Consider the following 23,694-nt stretch of genomic DNA (forward strand, 5'->3'; position numbering starts at 1 on the left):
AGCGACAGGAGATGATGGGCACTTGGCGTTCTGAGGCCCGGGTGCGCCCGCGGTGGCCCGACGCGCCGTCATCACCGACACGGCCAGCACAACATGGGGGAGCGCACGATGACGCAGCCGCAGGAGCCCACCGGCCGTCTGCTCGCCGGCCGGTACCGACTGACCGAGGTGCTCGGCCGTGGCGGAATGGGAACGGTCTGGCGGGCCGAGGACGAGATGCTCGGCCGGGTCGTCGCCGTCAAGGAACTCCGCATGCACGGCGGGGTCGACGAGGACGAGAAGCACCGCCTGATCGTCCGGACCCTCCGCGAGGCCAAGGCCACCGCCCGGATCCGCCACACCGCCGCCGTCACCGTCTTCGACGTCGTCGAGGAGGACGAGCGGCCCTGGATCGTCATGGAGCTGGTGGAGTCCCGCTCCCTCGCCGACGTGATCAAGGACGACGGCCCGCTGAAGCCCGCCCGCGCCGCGGAGATCGCCCTCGACGTGCTGGGCGTCCTCTCCGCCGCGCACGCCCACGGCATCCTGCACCGCGACGTGAAGCCGTCCAACGTGCTCATCGGCGACGACGGCCGCGTCGTCCTCACCGACTTCGGCATCGCCAGCGTCGAGGGCGACACCTCCGTCACCTCCACCGGCATGCTCGTCGGCGCGCCGTCCTACATCTCGCCCGAGCGGGCCCGCGGACGCAAGCCCGGCCCGCCCGCCGACCTGTGGTCGCTCGGCGGCACGCTCTACGCCATGGTCGAGGGCGTACCCCCGTACGACCGCGGCTCGGCGCTCGCCACCCTCACCGCGGTGATGACCGAGGACCTCACCCCGCCGGTCAACGCCGGGCCGCTGCGGCCCGTCATCGAAGGGCTGCTGGAGAAGGACCCGGACCTCCGCCTGGACGCCTCCGCGACCCGCGCCGCGCTGCGCCGGATCGTCGCCGAGGCGACGACGCGCGCCGAGGCCACCACGCAGCAGGCGGTGCCGGTCGCCGAGCCCACCAGGGCGATGCCCGTGCCCGCGCCGGCCCCGGCGGAGCCCGCCGCGGAGCCCGCCACCCCCGCGCCCGCCCCGGCCCGTCCGCGGCGCGGCGGCGTCGGCACCGTGCGGGTCGGCAGCCGTGCCGCCGGACCGATACCCGGGCCGGCGCCGGCCGTGCCCCCCGTGACCCCGGCAGCCCCGCCCACGGAGCCGCTCCCCGTGGTCCGGCCGCAGGGCGGGCCGCCCCGCAACGTGCTGATCGCCACCGGCGCCCTGCTGCTCGTCCTGCTGCTCGTCGGCCTGGCCCTGGTGCTGCGCGACGGGGACGAGGACCGGAGCAGCGGCACGCCGTCCGCCGACTCGGCGAGCTCGCCCGCGGCCGCCACCGCCCCGGCCGGCACCCCCTCCGCCGGGGGCTCCGCGAGTGCCGCGGCGACGACGCCGCCGCCCTCCGCGAGTGCCGCGGCGTCCACGCCGCCGGCCTCGGCCCCGGCCACCACCCCGCCCGGCGGCGGCGGCGACGGCGCCGTCCCGGCCGGGTACCGGACCGTCCGCGACTCCTCCGGCTTCTCGATCGTGCTGCCCGACTGGATGGCCGACAAGGGCCAGGACTACGACGCGACCAGCCGCAAGTACGAGGGCAACGGCCTCAAGCTGGTCGTCGACTGGACGCTCGGCGCCGGGAACAGCGCCCTCGCCGACTGGCAGGCCAGCGAGCGGCACCAGACCTTCCGCAACTACCGGCGCATCCAGCTGCAGGCGCTCGTCTACCGCGAGTGGACCAACGCCGCCGACTGGGAGTGGACGTACGGCAGCAGCACCACCTACCACTCGCTGAACCGCGGATTCGTCACCGGCGGCGGCAAGTACGGCTACGCGCTCTACTGGACGACCACCGACGCCGACTGGAACTCCGCCGCCGACACGGCGGCCCGCAGCACCGGTTTCGCGACCTTCCGGCCCGCCCCGTGACCTGAGGCCGCGGGCGGCCCGGGCGCCCGGTGCAACCGTCGGCGCCGGCCGGCCGTCCTCGGAGCCGCGGGCCCGCGGCGGCTCCGCGGCCCGCGCCCGGGCCCGGCGGAGGCCGTGCCGACGTACGCTGGCCGGGTCGAGAGGATTCCACATGCGAGCGGCCCCCGGTCAGGTGGTGGCCGGACGGTACCGGGTGACGGACCGTCCGGTGGGCGGCGGCCTGCCCGCGCTGGACACCGCGTCGGGTGCGCCGGTGCTGCTGCACGCCCTCGACCTCCCCGAACTGCTGATCCCCGGTCAGGTGTACGGCGGCGACGACCCGCGGACGGGCGGCCGGCTGGCCGACCTGGCCACCGCCCTCGCCGCCGCCGCCCCGCGTCACCCCCGGCTGCTGGCCCAGACCGGGGCCGTCGCCGACGGCGACCTGCTCTGGGTCGCCGAGGAGCGCCTCGGCGGCGCCCCGCTGGACGTCCTCGCCGGGGCCGGCCCGGTGCCCGCGTACCGGGTGGCCGAGATCGCCGCCGACCTCGCGGGCGCCCTGCGCGCCCTCCACGAGGCGGGCCTGACGCACGGCAACGTCACCGCCGCCTCGGTGCTGGTCTGCGAGGACGGCGCCGCCCAGCTCGGCGGCCTGCTGCTCGGCGCCGCCCAGGAGGCCCTCTGCGCGGAGCTCGGCGGTCCCGTGCCGCGCCGGGTCTACGAGGCCCGGGCCGACCTGCTCGGCGCCCGCGCGGAGCGCTGGCCGGCCGACGCCGGCCCGGCCGCCGACTGCTGGGCGCTCGGCGTGCTGCTGCACCGGCTGCTGGCCGGCCACGGCCCGTACCCGGAGGACGACCTGCCGACCCTGCTGGCCGCCGTCCGCGACGGCCGCAGGTACCCGTCGGACGGCTGCGGCCCCCTGCGGGGCCTGGTCGACGACCTGCTCGACGCCCGGCCCGGCGCACGGCCCACCGCCCAGGACGTCCAGCAGCGGCTGCGCGGCCTGCTCGCCGGCGCACCGGAGCCGTACGGGCTGCGCGACGCTCCGCCGCTGCTGCCGGTGGTGCGCCCGGCCGGGCCCGTGGTGCCGCACCCGCGCGCCCGGCGGCCCGGCGCGGACGCCGGCCGGGAGCGGCTGCCGGTGCCGCGCCGTCCGCCGCGGGTGCCGCCCTCCCTGCTGGGGCCGCTGCTGGTCGGCGGGGTGCTGCTGGCCCTGCTGGCGGGACTGGCCGCGGTGGTGCTGGTCGCGGGCTGAACGGTCCGCGGGCGGGTTGCGGCCCGTTTGTCGAACCCCGGGCGACGGCCGCCTAGGGTGGGGTTGGAAGATGTCCGTACGGTGGGTCTGCGGTGCACCGAATCCTCCGTCGCGGTGACGGCGGAACGACGATGGGGGAACGGTCGCCATGGGTGTGCAGGACCGGTCGACGGACGGCAGGGACACCGCCCGCGTGCTGGCCGGCCGGTACGTGCTCGGCGACCGGCTGGGCCGCGGCGGCATGGGCACCGTCTGGCGGGCGCGCGACGAGATGCTCGACCGCGAGGTGGCCGTCAAGGAACTCACCGTCAGCCACCTCCCCGAGGAGGAGCTGGAGATCCTGCAGTCCCGCATGAAGCGGGAGGCGCGGGCCGCCGCCCGCATCAAGCACCCGGGCGTCATCACCATCCACGACGTGCTGGAGGACGACGGCCGGCCCTGGATCGTCATGGAGCTCGTCGACGGCCGCTCGCTCGCCGACGTGATCGGCCAGGACGGCACGCTGCTGCCCCGCGAGGCCGCCGAGGTCGGCCTGCAGGTGCTGGCCGCGCTGCACCGCGGCCACCAGCTCGGCGTGCTGCACCGCGACGTGAAGCCCGCCAACGTGCTGCTGGAGAAGGGCACCGGCCGCGCCGTCCTGCTGGACTTCGGCATCGCCACCTTCGAGGGCTCCACCGAACTGACCCGCCCCGGCGACCTGATCGGCTCGCCCGACTACCTGGCCCCCGAACGCGCGCAGGGCGACCGCCCCGGCGCGGCCTCCGACCTGTGGGGGCTCGGCGCGACGCTGTACGCCGCCGTCGAGGGCGAGTCGCCGTTCCGCCGCACCTCCCCGCTCACCACCCTCGCCGCGGTCGTCGGCGACCCGCTGCCGGAGCCCCGCCGCGCCGGCGCGCTCGGGCCGGTGCTCGCCGCCCTCATGACCAAGGACCCGGCCGCGCGGCCCGGCGCCGACGAGGCCGCCCGGATGCTGCGCGAGGTCACCGCCGGGCACACCGTCGGCATGAAGGTGCACGGCAGTGCGCACCGGGTGCCCACGCAGGCCGTGCCCGTCGTCGACCGCACCGAGGCCCCGGCCGCTCCCGTCGAGCCGGCCACGCCGCCGACCGCCGCGACGCTGCCCGTGCCCGCCCCGGCGCCCACCGTCTCCGCGCCGCCCGCGCCCCTCCCGCGGCCCGCCCGGGCCACCGAGCCCCTCCCGCCGCCCGCCCCGGGCCGTACGCGGCGCCTCTGGCCCCGACTGCTGCTCGCCGGCGTGGCCACCGCGCTGGTCGCCGGCGGGGCCGCCTACGCCCTCGGCCTCGGCGGGTCCGGCGGCGGCACCCCCGACGACCGGACGACCAGCGCCGCGCCGCAGATCAACGTGCCCACCACCGACCCGTCGAAGGACCCCGGCCCCGCGCCGGGCGGCTACGCGTGGAAGGAGGACGCGGCCGGCTTCCGCTTCCCGCTGCCCGTCGGCGGCAAGCCGTGGGTGCGCTCCACCGACAACAACGAGATCTACTACAGCCCGGACGCCAAGGTGCACTACCTGCAGTTCGCGGTGACGGTGGGCCAGCCCCTGACGCCGATGGAGCACTTCCGGCAGATGGAGGAGAGCATCGACCTGAACCGGAAGGACTACCGGCGCGAGAGCCTGACGCCCATCAAGGTCAACGGCCAGGAGGGCGCGGTCTGGGAGTTCAGCTACCTCTCGCTGGACGGTTCCGGGCGCCGCCACCTCAAGGAGGCCGAGTTCCGCTCCGAGGACGGCACCTCCTACGACGTGCTGGTGGCCTCGCCGGAGAAGGACTGGCAGGAGGCGCTGCGCCGGTTCACGGTCGTGCTGAACAACTTCTCCGTGGAGCAGTGACCGGGCACCGTCCGGTCGCGCTCCGTGCGTGACCCGTCACGGAAAATGGTGTTACCGGCGGGTACACATCCGGCCGCCGAGGGCCTAGGCTGCGCTCCATGACGGACACCACGGCAGACGCACAGGCCCGGCCCGACGGCGGGGCCGGACGCAACCCCGCGGCGCCCGGCGCCGCCCGCACGGTCGCCTCGGCCGTCACCCCCGCCCTCGTCGCCCGGCTGGCCCGCGGCATCACCGCCCCCGGCGGCGCCGGGCCCGCCGAGACGCTGGCCCCGCTCACCGGTGAGCCCCTCGCGACCCTGCCGCAGTCCACCCCGGACGACGTGCAGACCGCCTTCCGGCTCGCCCGCCGCGCCCAGCAGGCGTGGGCCGCGCTGCCGGTCCGCCGCCGCGCCGCCGTCCTGCTGCGCTTCCACGACCTGCTGCTCGCCCGGCAGGACGAGGCGCTCGACCTCGTCCAGGCCGAGACCGGCAAGACCCGCCTGCACGCCTTCGAGGAGGTGCTCGGCGCGGCCCTCGCCGCCCGGCACTACGGCCGCAAGGCGCCCGCCTACCTGCGCGACCGCCGCCGCGGCGGCGCCCTGCCGGTGCTCACCCACACCGTCGAGGGCCGCCGCCCCAAGGGCGTCGTCGGCCAGATCTCCCCGTGGAACTACCCGCTGGAGCTGTCCGTCAGCGACGCCCTGCCCGCCTTCGTCGCGGGCAACGCCGTCGTCACCAAGCCCGACACCCAGACCGCCCTCACCGCCCTCTGGGCCCGCGAACTGCTCGTCGAGGCCGGCCTGCCCGCCGACCTGTGGCAGATCGTCGTCGGCGACGGCCCGGTGATCGGCCCGGCCGTCGTCGCGCACGCCGACTACGTCTCGTTCACCGGCTCCACCCGCACCGGCCGCGAGGTGGCCCAGCAGGCAGCCGCCCGCCTGGTCGGCAGCTCCCTCGAACTCGGCGGCAAGAACGCCCTGCTCGTGCTCGCCGACGCCGACCTCGACCGGGCCGCCGAAGGCGCCGTGCGGGCCTGCTTCTCCTCCGCGGGCCAGCTGTGCATCTCCATCGAGCGGCTCTTCGTGCACCGCTCCGTCGCCGACGCCTTCCTGGAGCGCTTCACCGCCCGCACCCGGGCGCTGCGCCTCGGCGGCGGTCTCGCGTACGGCGCCGACATGGGCTCGCTGGTGTCCGCCCGGCAGCTGGAGACCGTCACCCGGCACGTCGAGGAGGCGGTCAAGGCCGGGGCGACCGTGCTCACCGGCGGCCGCGCCCGCCCGGACCTCGGCCCGCTCTTCCACGAGCCCACCGTGCTCGACGGCGTCACCCCCGGCATGGCCGTGTGCACGGAGGAGACCTTCGGCCCGGTCGTCTCCGTCTACCGCTTCGACACCGAGGACGAGGCCGTCGCCCTGGCCAACTCCACCCCGTACGGCCTGAACGCCAGCGTCTGGACGAAGGACACCCGCCGCGGCCGGGCCGTCGCCGCCCGCCTGACCTCCGGCACGGTCAACGTCAACGAGGCGTACGCCGCCGCGTACGGCTCGGTGGCCTCGCCGATGGGCGGCATGGGCGACTCCGGGCTCGGCCGGCGGCACGGCTCCGAGGGCATCCTGCGGTTCACCGAGGGCCAGACGATCGCCACCCAGCGGCTGATGCCGATCGGGCCCTCGCACGGCCTCGACGACCAGCGGTTCGCGGCCCTGCTCACCACCGGCCTCAAGGCACTGAAGACCCTCCGCTTCCGGTAGCCACCCGTCGGACCCGGTAGCGCCCCCACCCTCGAAGGAGCAGCGGCAGATGGCGGACAACGGCGGATACGACTACGACGTCGTGGTGGTCGGGTCGGGCTTCGGCGGCTCGGTCGCGGCCCTGCGGCTCACCGAGAAGGGCTACCGGGTGGCCGTCCTGGAGGCCGGCCGGCGCTGGAGCGCGGAGACCCTGCCGAAGAACTCCTGGGACCTGCGCCGCTACCTGTGGGCCCCGGCCCTCGGCCTGTTCGGCATCCAGCGCATCCACCTGCTGAGCAACGTCCTGGTGCTGGCGGGCGCGGGCGTCGGCGGCGGCTCGCTCAACTACGCCAACACGCTGTACGTGCCGCCGAAGGCCTTCTTCGAGGACCGCCAGTGGGCCGGCATCACCGACTGGCAGGACGAGCTCGCCCCGCACTACGACCAGGCGCAGCGGATGCTCGGCGTGCGCCTCAACCCGACGGTGACCGCCGCCGACACCCACCTGCGGGCCGCCGCCGAGCGGATGGGCGTCGGCGACACCTTCCACCTCGCACCGGTCGGGGTGTTCTTCGGCGACGGCGGGGACGCCGACGGCACCGCGCGGTGCACCCCCGGCGCGGAGGTCCCCGACCCGTACTTCGGCGGGGCGGGACCGGCCCGCAGGGCCTGCACCGAGTGCGGCGAGTGCATGACCGGGTGCCGCCACGGCGCCAAGAACATGCTGATCGAGAACTACCTCCACCTCGCCGAGCAGGCGGGGGCGGAGATCCGGCCGCTCACCACGGTGGTCGACCTCGCCGAGGACCCGGACGGCGGCTACGCCGTCACCACCGTGCCCACCGACCGGCGGCGCAAGGGCGGGCGCGGCGTGATCCGCGCCCGGCAGGTCGTCGTCGCCGCCGGCACGTACGGCACGCAGACGCTGCTGCACGCCATGCGCGACACCGGCCGGCTGCCGCGGATCTCCGGGCGGCTCGGCTTCCTGACCCGCACCAACTCGGAGTCGCTGGTCGGTGCGCTCACCAGCGACCGCCGCTACCGGCGGAAGACCGGCGAGCCGCGGGCGGACTTCAGCCGCGGGGTGGCGATCACCTCGTCGATCCACCCGGACGGCGACACCCACATCGAGCCGGTCCGCTACGGCAAGGGCTCGAACGCGATGGGCCTGATGACCATCCTGCAGTTCCCGCACGGCCGCTCGAACCTGCTCTCCTACCTCGCGACGACGGTGCGGCACCCCGTGCTGTCGGTCCGGAACCTCTCGAAGCGCCGCTGGTCGGAGCGGACGATCATCGGCCTGGTCATGCAGTCCCTCGACAACTCGCTGACGACCTTCCGCAAGCCCTCCGGCCTCGGCAAGGGCCTGCTGACGGCGAAGCAGGGGCACGGCGCGCCGAACCCCGAGCACATCCCCGAGGGCGAGGAGGCCGCCCGCCTGCTGGCCGACGAGATCAACGGCTTCGCCGGCACCAACGTGGGCGAGCTGATGCGCATGCCGATGACCGCGCACTTCCTCGGCGGCTGCCCGATCGGCGCGGACGCGGAGCAGGGCGTGATCGACCCGTACCACCGGCTCCACGGGCACCCCGGCATCCACGTGGTGGACGGCGCCGCGGTCTCCGCCAACCTCGGCGTCAACCCGTCGCTGACCATCACGGCGCAGGCCGAGCGGGCGATGTCGCTCTGGCCGAACAACGGCGAGGCCGACCCGAGGCCCGCGCAGGGCGAGGACTACCGCCGGGTCGGGGCCGTCCCGCCGCGGCGGCCCGCGGTGCCCGCCGGGGCGTTCGGGGAGCTGCGGCTGCCGCTGCTGCCCGTGCCCGAGGTGCCGGCCCGCCGGGATCCGGCCTGAACTGTTCATGATTGACAGCCCGTCGCGGCCGGTGGGATAAACGGCACTCGAACGGCCGGTGCGGGGAGCGGCCGCGACCGGGGGGAGCGGCATGGCGATCTGCACGGGCTGCGGGGCGGCGTCGGCGGGATGGGCGCGGAGCTGTGCGAACTGCGGGAGGTCCTTCGACCGGCCCGGCGAGCCGGTGTCCGCCGGGCTGATCGGCGCGGTCGAGGTCGAGGCCGAGGCCGGCAGCGGCGCGGCGTCCGCCGCCGGCCGCTGGGGCCGCGGCGTCCCGTACGAGCCGCGCGGCGGCGGGCCGGCGGCGTTCGGCCGGGCTCTCGCACCCTGGGCCCCCGCCGCCCGGGCGCTGCTCGCACCGACGGTGCTGCTGCTGGTGGCGGCGGCACTGCTGGCGCAGCCCGGGGGCGGCTTCCCGGCGGGGGACTACGGCTCCCGGCTCCGGGTCTGCATGGCGCGGGTGCTCGCCGCGTTCGGCGCCGCCACGGAGACCCGCTCGGCCGGCGACTCGGACGGCACGCTGGGGCTGAACTCCCAGGTGACGTCCGGCGGCATGCTGCTGCTGACCGTCCTGTGGACGGTCCTGCTGTGGCTCGGCCTGCGGGCCGCCCGCCGCCGCGGCCCGCGGGCGGACGCCCGTACGGCCCTCGCGGAGGCGGGGCGGACCGGGGTGCTCGCAGGCGTCGTCGTGGTGCTGCTCGGCCTGGCCGGGCGGGTGCGGGTGCCGGCGTTCCCGGACTTCCCGGGCCGGGGCTCCTACCTGGTGGAGCCGAGCCTGTGGCCGACCGTTCCGGTGGCGGTGCTGCTGGCCGGCGCGACGGCGCTGGCGGTGCACGGCCGGGCGGCGGATCCGCCCCGGGTGGCGCCGTGGCGCGCCCCGGCCCGGGCGGCGGCGGCCGCGGCGGTGACGTCCGTCGCGCTCGCGGGGGCCGCCGTCGTGGTGCTGGCGGCGCTGCGGGACGACGGGCCGACGCTGTGGGCGGTCGTGCCGATGGCGTTCGACGGAGGGCTGTTCCTGCTGGCGTTCGGCTCCGGGGCGCAGATCCGGGTGGAGAACTGGGGTACCGACACGGGGCCGGAGGCGTTCTCCCTGCTGCACCCCGGTGCCGTGTCCTGGGCGTGGTGGACGGTGCCCGCGGCCGTGGTGGCCGCTCTGGTGCTGGCCGGGTGGGCGTGCCGGCTGCGGCCGGACCCGCGTGCCCGGGTGCGGCTGGCCGTGCTGCACACGGTGCTGCTGAGTGCCCTGATGGTGGTGGCGGGCCTGTCCGACCGGTACTCCCTGGGCCTTGAGCCGACCCGGCGGGGGGTGGCGTGGTCCCTGGGGGTGGTCGGCGTCCTGGTGGCGAACGCGGTGTGGTCCGCGGTCGGGGCGCTGGTGCTGCCGGCGGTGTTCGGGAGGGTCGGGCCGGCGCGTGTCCGCATCGGCGCGCCCCCTGCCGGCGGGGCCGAGCCGTCCGTGGAGCCCGTGGCCGCGCCGGAGCCGCCGACCGTCCCGTTCGGGTCCGAGGTGATGGACTGGCGCACCCGCGCCTGACGCACCCGTGACTGACGCTCCGGCGACGGGCCCGCCGCCCGCCGCAGCGGGATCCGGCCCCGGACAGGGCAAAGGGCCCCGCGGGGGAACGGGGCCCTTTGTCGATCAGCACACGGCGTCAGGGCTGCGCCGGTGTGCTGGGGCGACGGCGCCGGGGGAAGTGCGCCGTCTCGTCGGATGGCTTGGTGCGCGGTGGCCGCTCGCGGGTGTGCGGGCTGCGTCGCGTGCGCGGGCCGGGTACGGCCCTCACGGAGCGTGAGGGGACGACCGTTGTCGGCGCCGGTCCGGTCGGATGTCCGGGCCCGGTGCACGCCGCCGTCGACAGGCGGTCGGCCAACCCCCACAACCAGCATCGTGATGGACGGAAGCCGTGCAGTGCAACCGGTTCGGCACAGTTCGACGCAGTCCGTTTCCCGGTGGTGATCCCTCCGTTCCCGGGCCGGGCGCGGGTGCGTTCGAGCCGTGCGGCCGGTTCGGGCACGGAAGCTTCCACTACGCTCCGTAGTAGTTGCAGCCGGGGCGCACAGGGGCGTGCACCCGGAGGCCGAGGGGTGGGACGGGAGGGCCGAGGGGTGGTACGGCCCGGGGGCACGGGCCGGGGTGCGACGTCCTGGGGGTGGGGCGGTCGGCGCCGGCGCCGACCGTCCCACCCGCCGGTTCCGTCCGGTCGCGGCCGGGGTCGCTGTCCCCTGCTGCCCGGCAGTCGCACCGCGGCGCGGTCCCACGGCGGGCCGGGCCCGCCACGCGCCAGCGGTGGACCGGATCGGGATCCACGCGTGGTCCTGCCGACCGTGCGGTGCCTCCCCGGCCTGGCGGGCGCGGTGCGGTCGTACGGTCGTCCGGTGCAACGATTCCGCGCCCGGCGCGGTCACGGCGGGGGCGGTCGGCAAGCGGGTGAAACCTGAGCGTTCGAGCCGCCCGGTAGACTCGGCCCCAGACTCCTCACCACCCCCGCCGGAAGGCCGTCCGTGTCCTCTGCTTCCCCGGACCAGTCCGTACCTGAGAACGACACCGTCCTGGTCGTCGACTTCGGTGCCCAGTACGCCCAGCTCATCGCCCGCCGGGTGCGTGAGGCGCGGGTCTACAGCGAGATCGTGCCGAGCACCATGCCGGTCGCCGAGATGCTCGCCAGGAACCCGAAGGCGATCATCCTCTCCGGCGGGCCGTCGTCGGTCTACGCCGAGGGCGCCCCCCGGCTCGACCGGGCGATCTTCGAGGCCGGCGTGCCGGTCTTCGGCATGTGCTACGGCTTCCAGCTGATGGCCGTGACCCTCGGCGGCACCGTCGACAACACCGGTGCCCGGGAGTACGGCCGCACCCCGCTCGACGTGTCGCGCACCGGCTCGACGCTCTTCGAGGGCGTGCCGGCGCAGCACTCCGTGTGGATGTCGCACGGCGACGCCTGCTCGGCCGCGCCCGAGGGCTTCACCGTCACCGCCTCCACCGGCGTCGTGCCGGTCGCCGCCTTCGAGAACGACGAGAAGCGGCTCTACGGCGTGCAGTACCACCCCGAGGTGCTGCACTCCGACCACGGCCAGCAGGTCCTGGAGCACTTCCTCTACCGCGGCGCCGGCATCGCCCCCGACTGGACGACCCACAACGTCGTCGACGAGCAGGTCGCGCTGATCCGCGCGCAGGTCGGCGACAAGCGCGCCGTCTGCGGCCTCTCCGGCGGCGTGGACTCCGCGGTGGCCGCGGCCCTGGTCAACCGGGCCATCGGCGACCGCCTCACCTGCGTGTACGTCGACCACGGCCTGATGCGCAAGGGCGAGACCGAGCAGGTCGAGAAGGACTTCGTGGCCGCCACCGGCGTCCAGCTGAAGGTCGTCGACGCCAAGGAGCGCTTCCTGTCCGCGCTGGCGGGCGTCAGCGACCCGGAGCAGAAGCGAAAGATCATCGGCCGGGAGTTCATCCGGGTCTTCGAGCAGGCGCAGGCCGAGATCGTCGCCGAGGCGGGCGAGCACGGCGAGTCCGTCGACTTCCTCGTCCAGGGCACGCTCTACCCGGACGTCGTCGAGTCCGGCGGCGGCACCGGCACCGCGAACATCAAGTCGCACCACAACGTCGGCGGCCTCCCCGAGGACCTGCAGTTCCAGCTCGTCGAGCCGCTGCGCAAGCTGTTCAAGGACGAGGTCCGGATGGTCGGCCAGGAGCTCGGCCTGCCCGCCGAGATCGTCCAGCGCCAGCCGTTCCCCGGCCCCGGCCTGGGCATCCGCATCGTCGGCGAGGTCACCGAGGAGCGTCTCGACCTGCTCCGCGAGGCCGACGCGATCGCCCGCGAGGAGCTCACCGCGGCCGGTCTCGACCAGCAGATCTGGCAGTGCCCGGTCGTGCTGCTCGCCGACGTCCGCAGTGTCGGCGTCCAGGGCGACGGCCGCACCTACGGCCACCCGATCGTGCTGCGCCCGGTCTCGTCCGAGGACGCCATGACCGCCGACTGGTCGCGCCTGCCGTACGACGTGCTGGCCAGGATCTCCACCCGCATCACCAACGAGGTCCGCGACGTGAACCGCGTCGTCCTCGACATCACCAGCAAGCCGCCGGGCACCATCGAGTGGGAGTGATCCCGCCGGCCGGTCATCCGCAGGCCGATTGAACATCCGCGCCGCCGCTTCCGTACGAGGGAGTGGCGGCGCGGCTGCGTACGCCGCAGGACCTGCCACGGAAGACGTACCGCAACGGGCAGAATCGGACCGGACCTGTCAGCAGTTGACAGGCCGCGAGGGAAGGGCATCGGGATGACCGGGGCGCACGACGGACACGGACGGCCGGACGACACCGCGCGGCGCACGCCGTCGCTGCGCACCCCGGAGGGCCGGGCGGCCTGGCAGCGCACCGCGAGCCGCTACGCGACGCTGCCGCTGCGGCTCTTCCTCGGCATCACCTTCGTCTACGCGGCCTTCGACAAGCTCTCCGACGCCCACTACCTCGCGGGGGCCGCCGACCCCGCCTCGTTCCTCTCCCAGACCCAGGCCGTCAAGGGCGCCAGCCCCATCGGCTGGGCCCTCGGGCCCGCCCTCGACCAGCCGACCTTCTTCGCGCTCCTCGTCGCCTTCGGCGAACTCGCCGTCGGACTCGGCACCCTGCTCGGCCTCTGGGGCCGGATCGCCGCCCTCGGCGGCACCGCGATCAGCCTGATGCTCTTCCTCACCGTCAGCTGGAACGTCTCGCCGTACTACCTCGGCAACGACCTCGTCTACCTGATGGCCTGGACGCCGATCCTCCTCGGCGGCACGCCGTACCTCTCCGTCGACGGCTACCTCGCGCGGCGCGCCGAGCGCGACCGCCGCCGCGGCCTCGCCGAGGACGCCGTCCGCCGCCGGGCCCTGCTCGACGGCGGGATCGCCGCCGTCGCCCTCGGCGGCGCCGGCCTGCTCGCCGGCTCCCTCACCGCCACCTTCGGCCGTGACCGCACGGCCACCACCGCAGGCCCGGCCGGCCCCGCCACGCCCGGCACCGCCGGTTCGACCAACCCCGCCCCCGCACAGGGCGGCGCCGCGGTGACCGTGGCCGCCTCCGACGTGCCGGTCGGCGGATCCTCCCAGGTCAAGGACCCCTCCAGCGGCGACGCCGTCTACATCGTGCAGCCGGCGGCCGGCACGTACTGCGGTTTCTCCGCGATCTGCACCCACTCCGGCTGCACCGTCGACGCGCCGCGCGACGGGAACCTCTACTGCCCCTGCCACGGCTCGCGCTTCGACGCGAAGACCGGCGCCGTGCTCAACGGCCCGGCCACCAAGCCGCTCCCCAGGTACACCGTCACCCGCAACGGCGACCGGCTCGAACTCGGCGCCCAGCAGAGCTGACCCGGCCGGACCGCGGCCGGACGCCCCCCGGCGCCCGGACCGCGGTCAGACCTCCTCCGGCGGGGGCGGCAGCTCGTCGCCGCGGCCCCGCCGCGCCACGGCCGTCACCGCGCCCGCCAGCCCGGCCACGCCCAGCGTGATCAGGGTGACGGGGATGACGATCCGTCCGTTGACCGTCCGGTCGTTCAGCGACGCCACCAGGTACACCCCGGCCACCGTCGTGAACAGCACCCCCGAGATCAGCGAGAACACGTCGAGCCGGTGCTTCCTCATGACCGGACCACCTTGATGTCTCCGAGCCCGGCCTTCAGCGTGAGGTCGAGCGTGCCGTGCGAAGCCGTACCGTCAGCCGGGGGCAGGGTCACCCGGTGCGAGTTGCCGAGGCCGGAGATCTTCTGGCCGTCCGGCAGCGTGATGTCGCCCGCCAGGCTCCGCACCGTCAGCCGCACCTCCACGTCGGGCCGCAGCAGCACCGTCAGATCGCCCGCACCCAGCCGCACCGTCGTGCCGAGCTCCGCCCCCGCCGGGTCGAGCCGCGTCAGGTCGAGCGTCGCGTCACCCGCGCCCAGGTCGTAGTGCTCCTGCAGGGCCGCCGCCGTGGAGGGCACCCACAGGCGGTCACCCACCCCGGCCCGCAGCGCCGACGCCGAACCCCCCGCCACGGCCAGCACCAGCACCAGCACCAGCGCCGGCACCGTCAGCCCCCGCGCCCGCCCGTAGCGGGCACCGAACAGCATCACCACCCCGAGCGCCAGCAGCGCCGCCGCCAGCACGGTGGCGATGTGCACCGGCTCCCCGTGGCGGTCCGTCACCAGCCACGCCCCCGCCCCCGCCCCGGCCGCCAGCAGCACGCCGACCGGCCCGAGCCCGCCCTCGCGGTGCCGCTTCCGCGCCGCCGGGCGGACCGGCGGCGCGGCCGCGGACGGCTTGCGCAGCGGATCGCCCTCCGGCAGGTCCGTCCGCTGCCACCACGCCTGCGCCGGAACCCCCGGCGGCGGCGTCGGCCCGCCGTACGGGTTGCGCTCCGGGTGCCGCGGGTCCCACAGGTAGCCGCTCGGACCCGGCGGCGGCGTGTCCGACGGCGCCGGCCCCCCGCCGCCGCCCTGCACGATGCGGGCCGCGTACGCCTCGTGCGCGGCCCGCATCCGCTCCTGCACCTCCGCCTTGCGGGCCAGCCACTCCGCCTGCACGCCGTGGCCGAACCGGTGCTGCCACGTCCGCCAGTCCAACTGCTCGACCGGCTCCTCCAGGCGGTCGTACGGGCCGTCCGACGCCTCCGCCCCCGCCGGCCGCCCCCCGCCGCCGCGGGCCCGCCGCCGCTCCGGGTCGTACCGGACGGCCAGGAACACCAGCGCGCCCAGCAGCAGCAGCGGGAACAACTGCCCGCCGTCACCCATCGACGAGAAGAACACCCCCGTGCCGATCACCGTCAGCAGCACCGCGCCGATCGACTGCCCGTCCACCCGGCCCGTCAGCACCCGCTGCAGCTCGGTGCGGCCCGGCTCGCCGTCCACCGGCTCCCGCGGCACGACCAGCCACGCCAGCCCGTACAGGAACAGGCCGAGCCCGCCCGACAGGCACAGCACCGCGACGACCACCCGGAACACCACCGGGTCGATGTCCAGATGCCGTCCCAGCCCCCCGCACACGCCCGCCACCACCCGGTGCCGGCCGCTGCGCGTCAGCGGCGGGCGCTGCGCCTCCGGCGGCGCGTCCTCGGACGGTGCGGCGGCCGTCCCGGCCCCGGCCGTGCTCTCCTCATCGGTCATGGCACCATCCTGCGGGCTGCGACGCCCCCGCCCAACCGCCCGCGGCCCCGGACGTACCCTGATTCGTCCCTGAGGGACTTCCGGGGCCGACCCTGATGCACCCGCCCCCGCGCGCGTGTGACCATCTGTGGCGTGGCAGCACCCGGCAGCGAGACCCAGCACCCCGAGACCGACACCCCGGCGGCCCCCGCGGCGGCGGACGGCCCGCCGTTCCGCAGGCTCTACCGCAGCCCGCACGGGCGGATGCTCGGCGGCGTCGCCCACGGCCTCGCCGTCCACCTCGGCCTCCCCGTCAGCTGGGTGCGCGGCGCGTTCGTGCTGCTCTTCTTCGCCCAGGGCATCGGCGCCCTCCTCTACGCCGCCTTCTGGTTCGTCGTGCCGATCGGCATCGGCGAACCCGCCCCCGGCGCGGCCACGCAGTGGGCCTACGTCAACGGCGCCTTCGTCCGCGTCGGCGCCGGCACCCGCCCCGTCGACGGCCCCACCAAGGGCCGCCGCCGCGGCATCGCCCGCCTCCGCGACCTGCTGCAGCGCACCTTCCACGGCCTGCCCGGCGACGAACCCGCCCCCGACGCCGCCGCGGCCGCCGCCGGCACCGGACGCACCGGCGGCCTGGGCCAGCTGATCGCCCTCCTCCTGCTCGTCGTCGGCGTCATCGCCCTCCTCAACGCCCTCCACATCCAGACCGCCAAGCCCTACGTCTGGCCGCTGCTCACCATCGGCGTCGGCGTCGCCCTGGTCTGGCGGCAGGCCGACGACTCCCGCTGGCAGCGCTGGTTCGGCCTGGAGGAGGGGTCGAAGCGCCGCAGCGCCTTCGTCCGCGTCGGCGCCGGCGTGCTGCTCGTCGTCGTCGGCATCGTCGGCTTCCTCGTCCTCCAGGGCAGCGGCTCCACCGTCGCCTCCGTCATCGAGGCCTCCGTCGCCGTCGTCGCCGGCATGCTCGTCCTCGTCGGCCCGTACGCGCTGCGCATGTGGCAGGACCTCGGCGCCGAGCGCACCGCCCGCATACGCGCCCAGGAACGCGCCGAGATCGCCGCCCACGTCCACGACTCGGTGCTCCACACCCTCACCCTCATCCAGCGCCGCGCCGAGGACCCCAAGGAGGTGCTGCGCCTCGCCCGCGCCCAGGAACGCGAGCTGCGCCTCTGGCTGTACCGCCCCGAGGCCGTCGCCGAGGCCGCCCCCGACACCCTCGCCGAGCACGTCCGCGCGATCGTCGCCGAGGTCGAGGACCGCCACGGCGTGCCCGTCGAGCTCGTCTGCGTCGGCGACTGCCCGATGGACGAGCGGATCGCCGCACAGATGCAGGCCGGGAGGGAGGCGATGGTCAACGCGGCCAAGTACGGTGGCGGGGGACCGGTCCAGGTCTACGCGGAGGTGGAGGGGAGGACGGTGTCGGTGTTCGTGCGCGACCACGGCCCCGGCTTCGACCCCGAGTCCGTGCCCGAGGACCGGATGGGTGTCCGCGAGTCGATCGTCGGCCGGATGAAGCGCAACGGCGGCAGCGCACGCGTGCGGCCCGCGGCGGGCGGCGGCACCGAGGTCGAGCTGGAGATGGAGAGGGCAGATGACTGACACAGGGGGCCCCGGGCCGGAGCGCATCGCGCGCGTCGTCCTGGTGGACGACCACCGGATGTTCCGCACCGGCGTACGCGCCGAGATCGGCCGCACCGAGACCACCGGCATCGACGTGGTCGGCGAGGCCGACGACGTCGAATCGGCGGTGCAGGTCGTCGCCGAGACCAGGCCCGACGTCGTGCTGCTCGACGTGCACCTGCCCGGCGGCGGCGGCGTCGAGGTGCTGCGCCGCTCGGCACCGCTCATGGGCGACCAGGGCGGGGTGCGCTTCCTCGCGCTCTCCGTCTCCGACGCCGCCGAGGACGTCATCGGCGTCATCCGCGGCGGCGCCCGCGGCTACGTCACCAAGACCATCACCGGCACCGACCTCGTCAACGCCGTGTTCCGCATCGCCGACGGCGACGCCGTCTTCTCGCCGCGCCTCGCCGGCTTCGTCCTCGACGCCTTCGCCGCCACCGACACCCCGCCGGTCGACGAGGACCTCGACCGCCTCACCCAGCGCGAGCGCGAGGTGCTGCGCCTGATCGCCCGCGGCTACGCGTACAAGGAGATCGCCAAGCAGCTCTTCATCTCGGTGAAGACGGTGGAGAGCCACGTCTCCGCGGTGCTGCGCAAGCTCCAGCTGAGCAACCGCCACGAACTCACCCGCTGGGCGACGGCCCGCCGGCTGGTCTGACCCGCGGCGGCGGCGGCGCCGTGGCCGCACCGCCGCGGTGCCCGCCGCAGGGGCACGGCCCGGCCATAATGGTCGTCCGGCCGTGCCCCTCCGGCACGCCGGTGACCCGCCCCCACCCGGCTACGGAGCACGATGCCCGACACCGTCGTTGACGTGCAGGAACGGCCGTTCGGCACCGGAGGCGCCTCCCGGGCCCGGTCCTGGTGGGGTGTCCTGCGCAGCCGGGAGACCTGGACCCCGGAGCTGCTGACCCTGCTCGGCTACTGGGTCTGCACCCGGCTGATCATGGTGGCGACGCTCTACTCGCGCCGTGAGAACGTCACGGGCGAGGTCACCAACCTGTACCGCCGGTGGGCGGAGAGCCTGCTCGACGGCTCGTTCCCGGTCGGGGACGTCACCTGGCAGTACCCGCCGGGCGCCGCCGCGGTGATCCTGGCACCCGAGCTCGTGCCCGGCGTGGACTACGTCCAGGGCTTCGTGGTCGTCGTGGCCGTCGTCGACCTGGCCGTCACCGCCGGGCTCCTCGCCGCCGCCCGGGGCGAGGGCCGCAGCCTGGCCGGTGCCCGGGTGTGGGTGCTGGGGCTGCCGTTGCTCACCTTCGTGCCGTACGGGCGCTACGACGTCGTCGTCACCTTCTTCGCGGTCGCGGCGCTGCTGTGCCTGCAGCGCCGGCCGTGGCTCGGCGGCGCGGTGGCCGCCGTGGGCGCCCTGGTGAAGGTGTGGCCGGCGTTCGCGGTCTTCGGCGCCCCGCGCGGCCGTGGCGCGGCGGGCGTGGTGGGCGGGTTCGCCGCCTCGGCGGCCGCCCTGACGGTGCTCGCCTGGGCGCTCTTCGACGGCCCCTTCGACTTCCTGAACTCCCAGGGCGGCCGGGGCGTCGAGTTCGAGTCGCTCGGCGGCACCGTGCTGCTGGTCTGGCACTTCTTCGGCTACCCGGGCCGCATCGAGTACCGCTACGGCTCGATGGAGTTCGTCGGACCGCACGTGGAGACGGTCGGCCGGGTGCTGGTGGCGCTCAGCGTCCTGGGCTTCTGCTGGCTGCTCCTGTGGCGGCTGCGGGCCCGCACCTTCACCGCGTCCACCCCGGCCGACGCGGCGCTCGCCGCGGTGCTCGTCTTCACGACCACGAGCCGGGTGATCAGCCCGCAGTACTTCGTCTGGCTGCTCGGGGTGGGCGCCGTCTGCCTGTCGTTCCGGGCGACGGTCCAGCGCCCGGTGGTCCTCCTGCTGGTGCTCGCCGCGGCCCTGACGACCGTCGAGTTCCCGCTCTTCTTCGACGAGGTCGTGCGGGGCAGCGGTGCGGTCACGACGGTGCTGGTGATCCGCAACCTCGTGCTCCTCGCCGCGACCGTGACGGCGTGCGCGCGCCTCTGGAGGGCGACCGTCGTCACCCGCTGAGCGGGGGCCGCCGGCTCCTTCCGGGCCGTCGTACGGCGCCTGAGCTGGTCGTTTGCGTGCACTTCTCAAAGTTCTTTCATCTGTCTATAAGATGAGTCGGCCCGCCTGGGACCGGCCCGCTCCGGATCCCACGATCGGCCGGGCGAACCCCCTCCGACGAGAGCGCACGGCTGATGACCTTCACCGACAACGCACGGGGCGCGGTGCCCGTCCAGCACCCGAAGACGCACCTGGTGCAGGAGCAGGACTCCCCTCCCTCCGTGCCGGCCGAGGCGCCCCGGGCGGCCGCCCCGGCCAAGCGCCCCCGGCTCTACGTCCTCGACGGGCTGCGCCTCATAGCCGCGCTCGGCGTGCTCGCCTGGCACTGGCTCGGGGTCGAGCGCTTCCCCGACATCTGGCACGGCTCGCCGAGCAAGCTGATGCCCCTGGGCCACCTCGTGGGCGCCTACAGCTGGACGGGCGTCGAGCTGTTCTTCCTGATCAGCGGTTTCGTGATCTGCATGTCGTGCTGGGGCCGCTCCGTCGGCGACTTCGTCACCTCCCGCGTGGTGCGCCTCTTCCCCGCCTACTGGGTCTGCGTGCTGCTCACCGCGGGCGTCCTGCTGGTGGTGCCGAAGATCTGGGGCGACAACACCCACCGCCCCACCCCCACCCGCATCCTCACCAACCTCACCATGACGAACATGCCGCTCGGGGTCGACAACATCGACCCGGTGTACTGGACGCTCTGGGCCGAACTGCGCTTCTACATCCTCTTCGGCGTGATGGTCGCCATCGGCCTGACCTACCGCCGCGTGCTCGCCTTCTGCGGCATCTGGGGCTTCATGGCGCTCATCGCCGGCTCCGTCGACATGCCCCTGCTGGTCACGATCTTCCAGCCGACCTACGCGTGGTTCTTCATCGGCGGCATCACGATCTACCTGATGTACCGCTTCGGACAGAACCTGCTGCTCTGGGGCATGCTCGGCTTCTGCTGGCTGATCTCCCAGGACCAGATGCGCGGAGTGATCGGCGGCTACGAGTACGGCACCCGCCACCACCTCTCCTGGGGCATCACGGTGGGCATCACGACGCTCGCCTTCGCGGTCGTCGCCGCCTCCGGCCTCGGCGCGTTCAACTGGATGCGATGGAAGTGGCTGACCGTCGCCGGCGCGCTCACCTACCCCCTCTACCTGCTGCACCAGGTCATCGGCTGGCAGCTCATCACCCGGATCAGCCGCCACCTCGACCCCTACCCGACGCTCGCCACGGTCACAGCGCTTATGATGCTTGCCGCCTGGTTGGTGCACCGTCTGATCGAACGGCCCCTCGCGCCGTTCCTGAAGCGTCACATGGAAGCCGCCTTCCGGCAGGTGCGCGCCGCCGGCAGCGCACCGACAGGGGGCGGGCGCAAGGGCTGACCGGGCTCAGGGCGCGAAACCGTCCTTCACCGCACGACGAGCAGCCACGGAGAACCGACCGCAATGAGCGCGAGTGTCGCTGACCGAGACCGCCACGCAGGCCCGGGGTCGACCGGGTCCGGGGCGGGACGGTCGACGGGGAGGGCCCGCGACCTGCCGGCCAGGACCGTCTGGATCTGGCCGGCCCTGCTGACGCTGGCCCTCGGCCTCCGCGGCAGCTCGCGTCCCCAGCTCTGGCGGGACGAACTCGCCACCTGGAGCGCCGCCACCCGCAGCACCGGTGAGCTCCTCGACATGCTCCGGCACGTCGACGCCGTCTCCGGCGCGTACTACCTGCTGATGCACGGGTGGATCGGCCTCTTCGGCGACTCCCCGGCGATGTTCCGGCTGCCCTCCGCCCTCGCCCTGGCGGGCGCCGCCGCCTTCGTGACGCTGACGGCGCGGAAGCTCTTCGACACCCGGGCCGGGCTCTTCGCCGGCGTCCTCTTCGCGGCGGTGCCGTCCGTCTCACGTTTCGCCCAGGAGGCCCGCTCCTACGGCTTCGTGGTGCTCGCCGTCGCCGCCGCCACGTGGCTGCTGCTGCGCGCGCTCGACCGGCCCTCGGTCCTGCGCTGGCTGCCGTACGCGGCGGCCGTCGCCGCGGCCGGGCTGTTCCACATGGTGTCGCTGCTCTTCCTCTCCGGGCACGCCGTCATCGTGCTCCTGCGCTGGCAGCGCGACCGCGACCGGCGCCTGCTGGTGCGCTTCCCCGTCGCGGTGCTCGTCGGCCTCGTACCCGTCGTTCCGCTGGTCAAGCTCGGGCAGCGCCAGGTCGGTCGGCAGATCTCGTGGCTGCACACCCCGACGCTCCAGACCTTCGTCGACTACTGGCACAACATGTTCGGCTCGGCGCTCTTCAGCGGCTGCGTCCTGGCCCTCGCGGCGGTCCCCGCGGGCTGGGCGAGCCGCCGCCGTCCGGCCTTCGAGATCGGCGTGGTCGCCGCCCTGCCGATCCTGCTGAGCTGGTTCGTCTCGCAGGGTTCCAGCGTCTACTTCTTCGAGCGCTACCAGCTCTACACCGTGCCCGCCTGGTGCGTGCTGGCCGCCGCCGCCCTGAACGCCCTGCGCCCCCGGGCCCTGGGCGTGCTCGGCCTCGTCGCCGTCGTCGCGCTCGGCGTGCCCGACCAGCAGAAGCTCCGCACCAGCACCGCGCACGAGTACACCGACGGCCGCGCGGCCGCCCGGATCATCGCGGACGGCTACCGGCCGGGCGACGCCTTCGCACCGGCCCGCGGCAGCGCCGCCTGGATGATGCTCGACCTGGAGATCGAGTACTACCTGCCCGAGCGCGTCCACCTCCAGGACGTCCTCGTCGCGAAGGACGCGGTGGACCGCGACGACCTCTTCCCCTCGGCGTGCACCCGTCCTGCCGACTGCCTCGGCGGGGCGCCCCGGATCTGGGTGGTCACCATGCAGGACGGCACCGACCCGCTCAAGGGCTTCCCGGCCGCCGACGCGCAGGCCCTGCGGGCCTCCTACACGCAGACCAGGGTCGAGCGGGTCCGCGGTCTCACGGTCGCGCTGCTGGAGCGCTCGTCCGGGTGACCGTCACCGGTTGTTGACGTCCGGTTTGCATTCCGTGCCCGCGGGGGCTGTCATCATGAGGTGCCGCCACGCCTTTCGCGGTCATGGCTCCACCCGGGCGTCCTCCGGGCCGGTGCCGGGCCCAGCCCCGCCAACGAGGTACCCGTGTCCGTCGAGCAGGCCGTCCGTACCGCCGTACCACCGACGGACGACCGCGGATCACGGCTCCGCGACGCGCTCCGCAAGGCCGCACCCGCACTGCTCGGTTTCGCCGCGGTGCGGGCGCTGGGCGTCCTGACGGTGGTCGTCTGGGGTGCCAGGCGGGACCGGCCCGGCCTCGCCCGGCTCGCCACCCTCTGGGACGCGCACTGGTACACCGGGATCGCCGCCCACGGCTACGGCGGGACGGTTCCGGTGCAGGGCCCGTACGGCCTCTACGAGCCGTACGCCTTCTTCCCGACCTACCCGGCGCTGATCGGCGCCGTGCACGCCGTCCTTCCCGTCGGCCCCGCCCCGGCCGCCCTGGCCGTGGCCTGGACGGCCTCGCTGGCCGCGGCCTGGGGGGTGTACGCGGTCGCCGCCCGGCTCTACGGGCACCGGGTCGGCGTGATCGCCGCCGTGCTCTGGGGCGTGACGCCGTACGCGGTGGTGGAGAGCGCCGCCTACTCCGAGCCGCTGTTCACCGCCTTCGCCGCGTGGTCGCTCCACGCGGCGATCACCCGCCGCTGGGTCTGGGCGGGTGTGATCTGCACCCTCGCCGGGCTCACCCGGCCCACCGGCGTCGCCCTGGCCGCAGCGGTCTCGGCGGCCGCCCTGTGGGAGCTGGCCCGGGGGCGCGGGAACCTCCGCACGGCGCTCGGCATGCTGATCGCACCGCTCGGCTTCGCCGGCTTCCTCGCCTGGGTCGGCACGGTGAAGGGCCGCTGGGACGCCTACTTCCGCGTGCAGGACGCCTGGCGCTCGCACTTCGACTTCGGCCGCACCACGTACGAGTCGCTCCGCGGCCTGCTCACCGACGCCGACACGGTCTGGCTGACCGACATCGTCGTCGCCGCGGTGCTGGCCGGCTCGGTGGTCCTCCTCGCCGTGTCGGTGATCCAGCGGCAGCCCCCCGCCCTGCTGCTGTTCAGCGCCGCGATGCTGGTGCTGGCCCTCGGCGACGCCGCGTACTTCAACTCCCGGGCGCGGTTCCTGCTGCCCGCGTTCGCGCTGCTGTTCCCGGTCGCGAACGGGCTGGTGCGGGTGCGTTCCCGGGCCACGCTCATGGTGCTGCTGGGCTCGATGGCGCTCGCCTCGGCGGCGTACGGGGGTTTCGTGGTGTTCGTCTATCCGGACGCGCCGTAGCGCCGGGGACGCGTTCCGACGGACCGGCCGGG

16 protein-coding genes and 1 pseudogene are annotated in these 23,694 nt (G+C 75.1%); 15 read left to right on the forward strand and 2 right to left on the reverse strand.

Annotated elements, in window-relative coordinates; all coding sequences use genetic code 11:
• The first annotated feature begins 108 nt into the window (after positions 1-108).
• From OG335_RS22595 to OG335_RS22635, 9 genes and pseudogenes are all read left to right on the forward strand, one after another.
• Complete coding sequence (locus OG335_RS22595; protein WP_405012936.1) at positions 109-1,944, forward strand: serine/threonine-protein kinase; 1,836 nt, start codon at positions 109-111, stop codon at positions 1,942-1,944.
• A 151-nt stretch (positions 1,945-2,095) separates the two neighbouring features.
• Positions 2,096-3,178 (forward strand): protein kinase, encoded by a 1,083-nt coding sequence (locus tag OG335_RS22600; RefSeq protein ID WP_405012937.1) that lies wholly within the window; start codon positions 2,096-2,098, stop codon positions 3,176-3,178.
• Between the two features lie 148 nt (positions 3,179-3,326).
• Positions 3,327-5,030, forward strand: a complete 1,704-nt coding sequence (locus tag OG335_RS22605) for a protein kinase domain-containing protein (protein ID WP_405012938.1) — start codon at positions 3,327-3,329, stop codon at positions 5,028-5,030.
• A gap of 98 nt (positions 5,031-5,128) precedes the next feature.
• On the forward strand, positions 5,129-6,763 hold the full coding sequence (locus tag OG335_RS22610) for a succinic semialdehyde dehydrogenase (protein WP_405012939.1): 1,635 nt from the start codon (positions 5,129-5,131) through the stop codon (positions 6,761-6,763).
• Positions 6,764-6,812: 49 nt separating this feature from the next.
• The gene (locus OG335_RS22615) at positions 6,813-8,597 is read left to right on the forward strand and encodes a GMC oxidoreductase (RefSeq protein ID WP_405012940.1); all 1,785 of its coding nucleotides are present in this window, start codon (positions 6,813-6,815) and stop codon (positions 8,595-8,597) included.
• 91 nt (positions 8,598-8,688) lie between these two features.
• Positions 8,689-10,131 (forward strand): hypothetical protein, encoded by a 1,443-nt coding sequence (locus OG335_RS22620; protein WP_405012941.1) that lies wholly within the window; start codon positions 8,689-8,691, stop codon positions 10,129-10,131.
• A 968-nt stretch (positions 10,132-11,099) separates the two neighbouring features.
• Complete coding sequence (gene guaA / locus OG335_RS22625; RefSeq protein ID WP_405012942.1) at positions 11,100-12,695, forward strand: glutamine-hydrolyzing GMP synthase; 1,596 nt, start codon at positions 11,100-11,102, stop codon at positions 12,693-12,695.
• A 174-nt stretch (positions 12,696-12,869) separates the two neighbouring features.
• Positions 12,870-13,418: pseudogene (locus OG335_RS22630) on the forward strand (DoxX family membrane protein); the annotation flags it as partial.
• Between the two features lie 234 nt (positions 13,419-13,652).
• Positions 13,653-13,937, forward strand: coding sequence for a ubiquinol-cytochrome c reductase iron-sulfur subunit (locus tag OG335_RS22635; RefSeq protein WP_405015487.1), 285 nt, complete (start codon positions 13,653-13,655; stop codon positions 13,935-13,937).
• 45 nt (positions 13,938-13,982) lie between these two features.
• On the opposite strand, the gene OG335_RS22640 is transcribed toward OG335_RS22635, so the two are convergent.
• Both OG335_RS22640 and OG335_RS22645 read right to left on the reverse strand, forming a co-directional pair.
• Complete coding sequence (locus tag OG335_RS22640; protein WP_405012943.1) at positions 13,983-14,210, reverse strand: hypothetical protein; 228 nt, start codon at positions 14,208-14,210, stop codon at positions 13,983-13,985.
• A complete protein-coding gene (locus OG335_RS22645; RefSeq protein WP_405012944.1) occupies positions 14,207-15,706 on the reverse strand; it encodes a PspC domain-containing protein in 1,500 nt (499 codons plus the stop codon). The genes OG335_RS22640 and OG335_RS22645 overlap by 4 nt, the downstream gene beginning before the upstream one ends.
• A gap of 132 nt (positions 15,707-15,838) precedes the next feature.
• Here OG335_RS22645 and OG335_RS22650 point away from each other — a divergent pair, with 132 nt between their 5' ends.
• From OG335_RS22650 to OG335_RS22675, 6 genes are all read left to right on the forward strand, one after another.
• Entirely contained in the window at positions 15,839-17,281 is a 1,443-nt protein-coding gene (locus OG335_RS22650; protein ID WP_405012945.1) for a PspC domain-containing protein, read from the forward strand.
• On the forward strand, positions 17,274-17,960 hold the full coding sequence (locus OG335_RS22655) for a LuxR C-terminal-related transcriptional regulator (protein ID WP_405012946.1): 687 nt from the start codon (positions 17,274-17,276) through the stop codon (positions 17,958-17,960). The genes OG335_RS22650 and OG335_RS22655 overlap by 8 nt, the downstream gene beginning before the upstream one ends.
• A 132-nt stretch (positions 17,961-18,092) precedes the next feature.
• Positions 18,093-19,355, forward strand: coding sequence for a glycosyltransferase 87 family protein (locus tag OG335_RS22660; RefSeq protein WP_405012947.1), 1,263 nt, complete (start codon positions 18,093-18,095; stop codon positions 19,353-19,355).
• Positions 19,356-19,528: 173 nt separating this feature from the next.
• Positions 19,529-20,755 (forward strand): acyltransferase family protein, encoded by a 1,227-nt coding sequence (locus OG335_RS22665; protein WP_405012948.1) that lies wholly within the window; start codon positions 19,529-19,531, stop codon positions 20,753-20,755.
• Positions 20,756-20,818: 63 nt separating this feature from the next.
• Positions 20,819-22,339: a glycosyltransferase family 39 protein gene (locus OG335_RS22670; RefSeq protein ID WP_405012949.1), complete on the forward strand. Its 1,521-nt coding sequence runs from the start codon at positions 20,819-20,821 to the stop codon at positions 22,337-22,339.
• Positions 22,340-22,483: 144 nt separating this feature from the next.
• Complete coding sequence (locus OG335_RS22675) at positions 22,484-23,662, forward strand: glycosyltransferase family 39 protein (protein ID WP_405012950.1); 1,179 nt, start codon at positions 22,484-22,486, stop codon at positions 23,660-23,662.
• Positions 23,663-23,694 lie beyond the last annotated feature (32 nt).

Source organism: Kitasatospora sp. NBC_01539, from assembly GCF_045040525.1.
Classification (GTDB): Bacteria; Actinomycetota; Actinomycetes; order Streptomycetales; family Streptomycetaceae; genus Kitasatospora.

Coding starts and splice junctions, on each gene's coding strand:
- OG335_RS22595 (WP_405012936.1), top strand. CDS start 109: ATGACGCAGCCGCAGGAGCCCACCGGCCGTCTGCTCGCCGGCCGGTAC.
- OG335_RS22600 (WP_405012937.1), top strand. CDS start 2,096: ATGCGAGCGGCCCCCGGTCAGGTGGTGGCCGGACGGTACCGGGTGACG.
- OG335_RS22605 (WP_405012938.1), top strand. CDS start 3,327: ATGGGTGTGCAGGACCGGTCGACGGACGGCAGGGACACCGCCCGCGTG.
- OG335_RS22610 (WP_405012939.1), top strand. CDS start 5,129: ATGACGGACACCACGGCAGACGCACAGGCCCGGCCCGACGGCGGGGCC.
- OG335_RS22615 (WP_405012940.1), top strand. CDS start 6,813: ATGGCGGACAACGGCGGATACGACTACGACGTCGTGGTGGTCGGGTCG.
- OG335_RS22620 (WP_405012941.1), top strand. CDS start 8,689: ATGGCGATCTGCACGGGCTGCGGGGCGGCGTCGGCGGGATGGGCGCGG.
- OG335_RS22640 (WP_405012943.1), bottom strand. CDS start 14,210: ATGAGGAAGCACCGGCTCGACGTGTTCTCGCTGATCTCGGGGGTGCTG.
- OG335_RS22645 (WP_405012944.1), bottom strand. CDS start 15,706: ATGACCGATGAGGAGAGCACGGCCGGGGCCGGGACGGCCGCCGCACCG.
- OG335_RS22655 (WP_405012946.1), top strand. CDS start 17,274: ATGACTGACACAGGGGGCCCCGGGCCGGAGCGCATCGCGCGCGTCGTC.
- OG335_RS22660 (WP_405012947.1), top strand. CDS start 18,093: ATGCCCGACACCGTCGTTGACGTGCAGGAACGGCCGTTCGGCACCGGA.
- OG335_RS22665 (WP_405012948.1), top strand. CDS start 19,529: ATGACCTTCACCGACAACGCACGGGGCGCGGTGCCCGTCCAGCACCCG.
- OG335_RS22670 (WP_405012949.1), top strand. CDS start 20,819: ATGAGCGCGAGTGTCGCTGACCGAGACCGCCACGCAGGCCCGGGGTCG.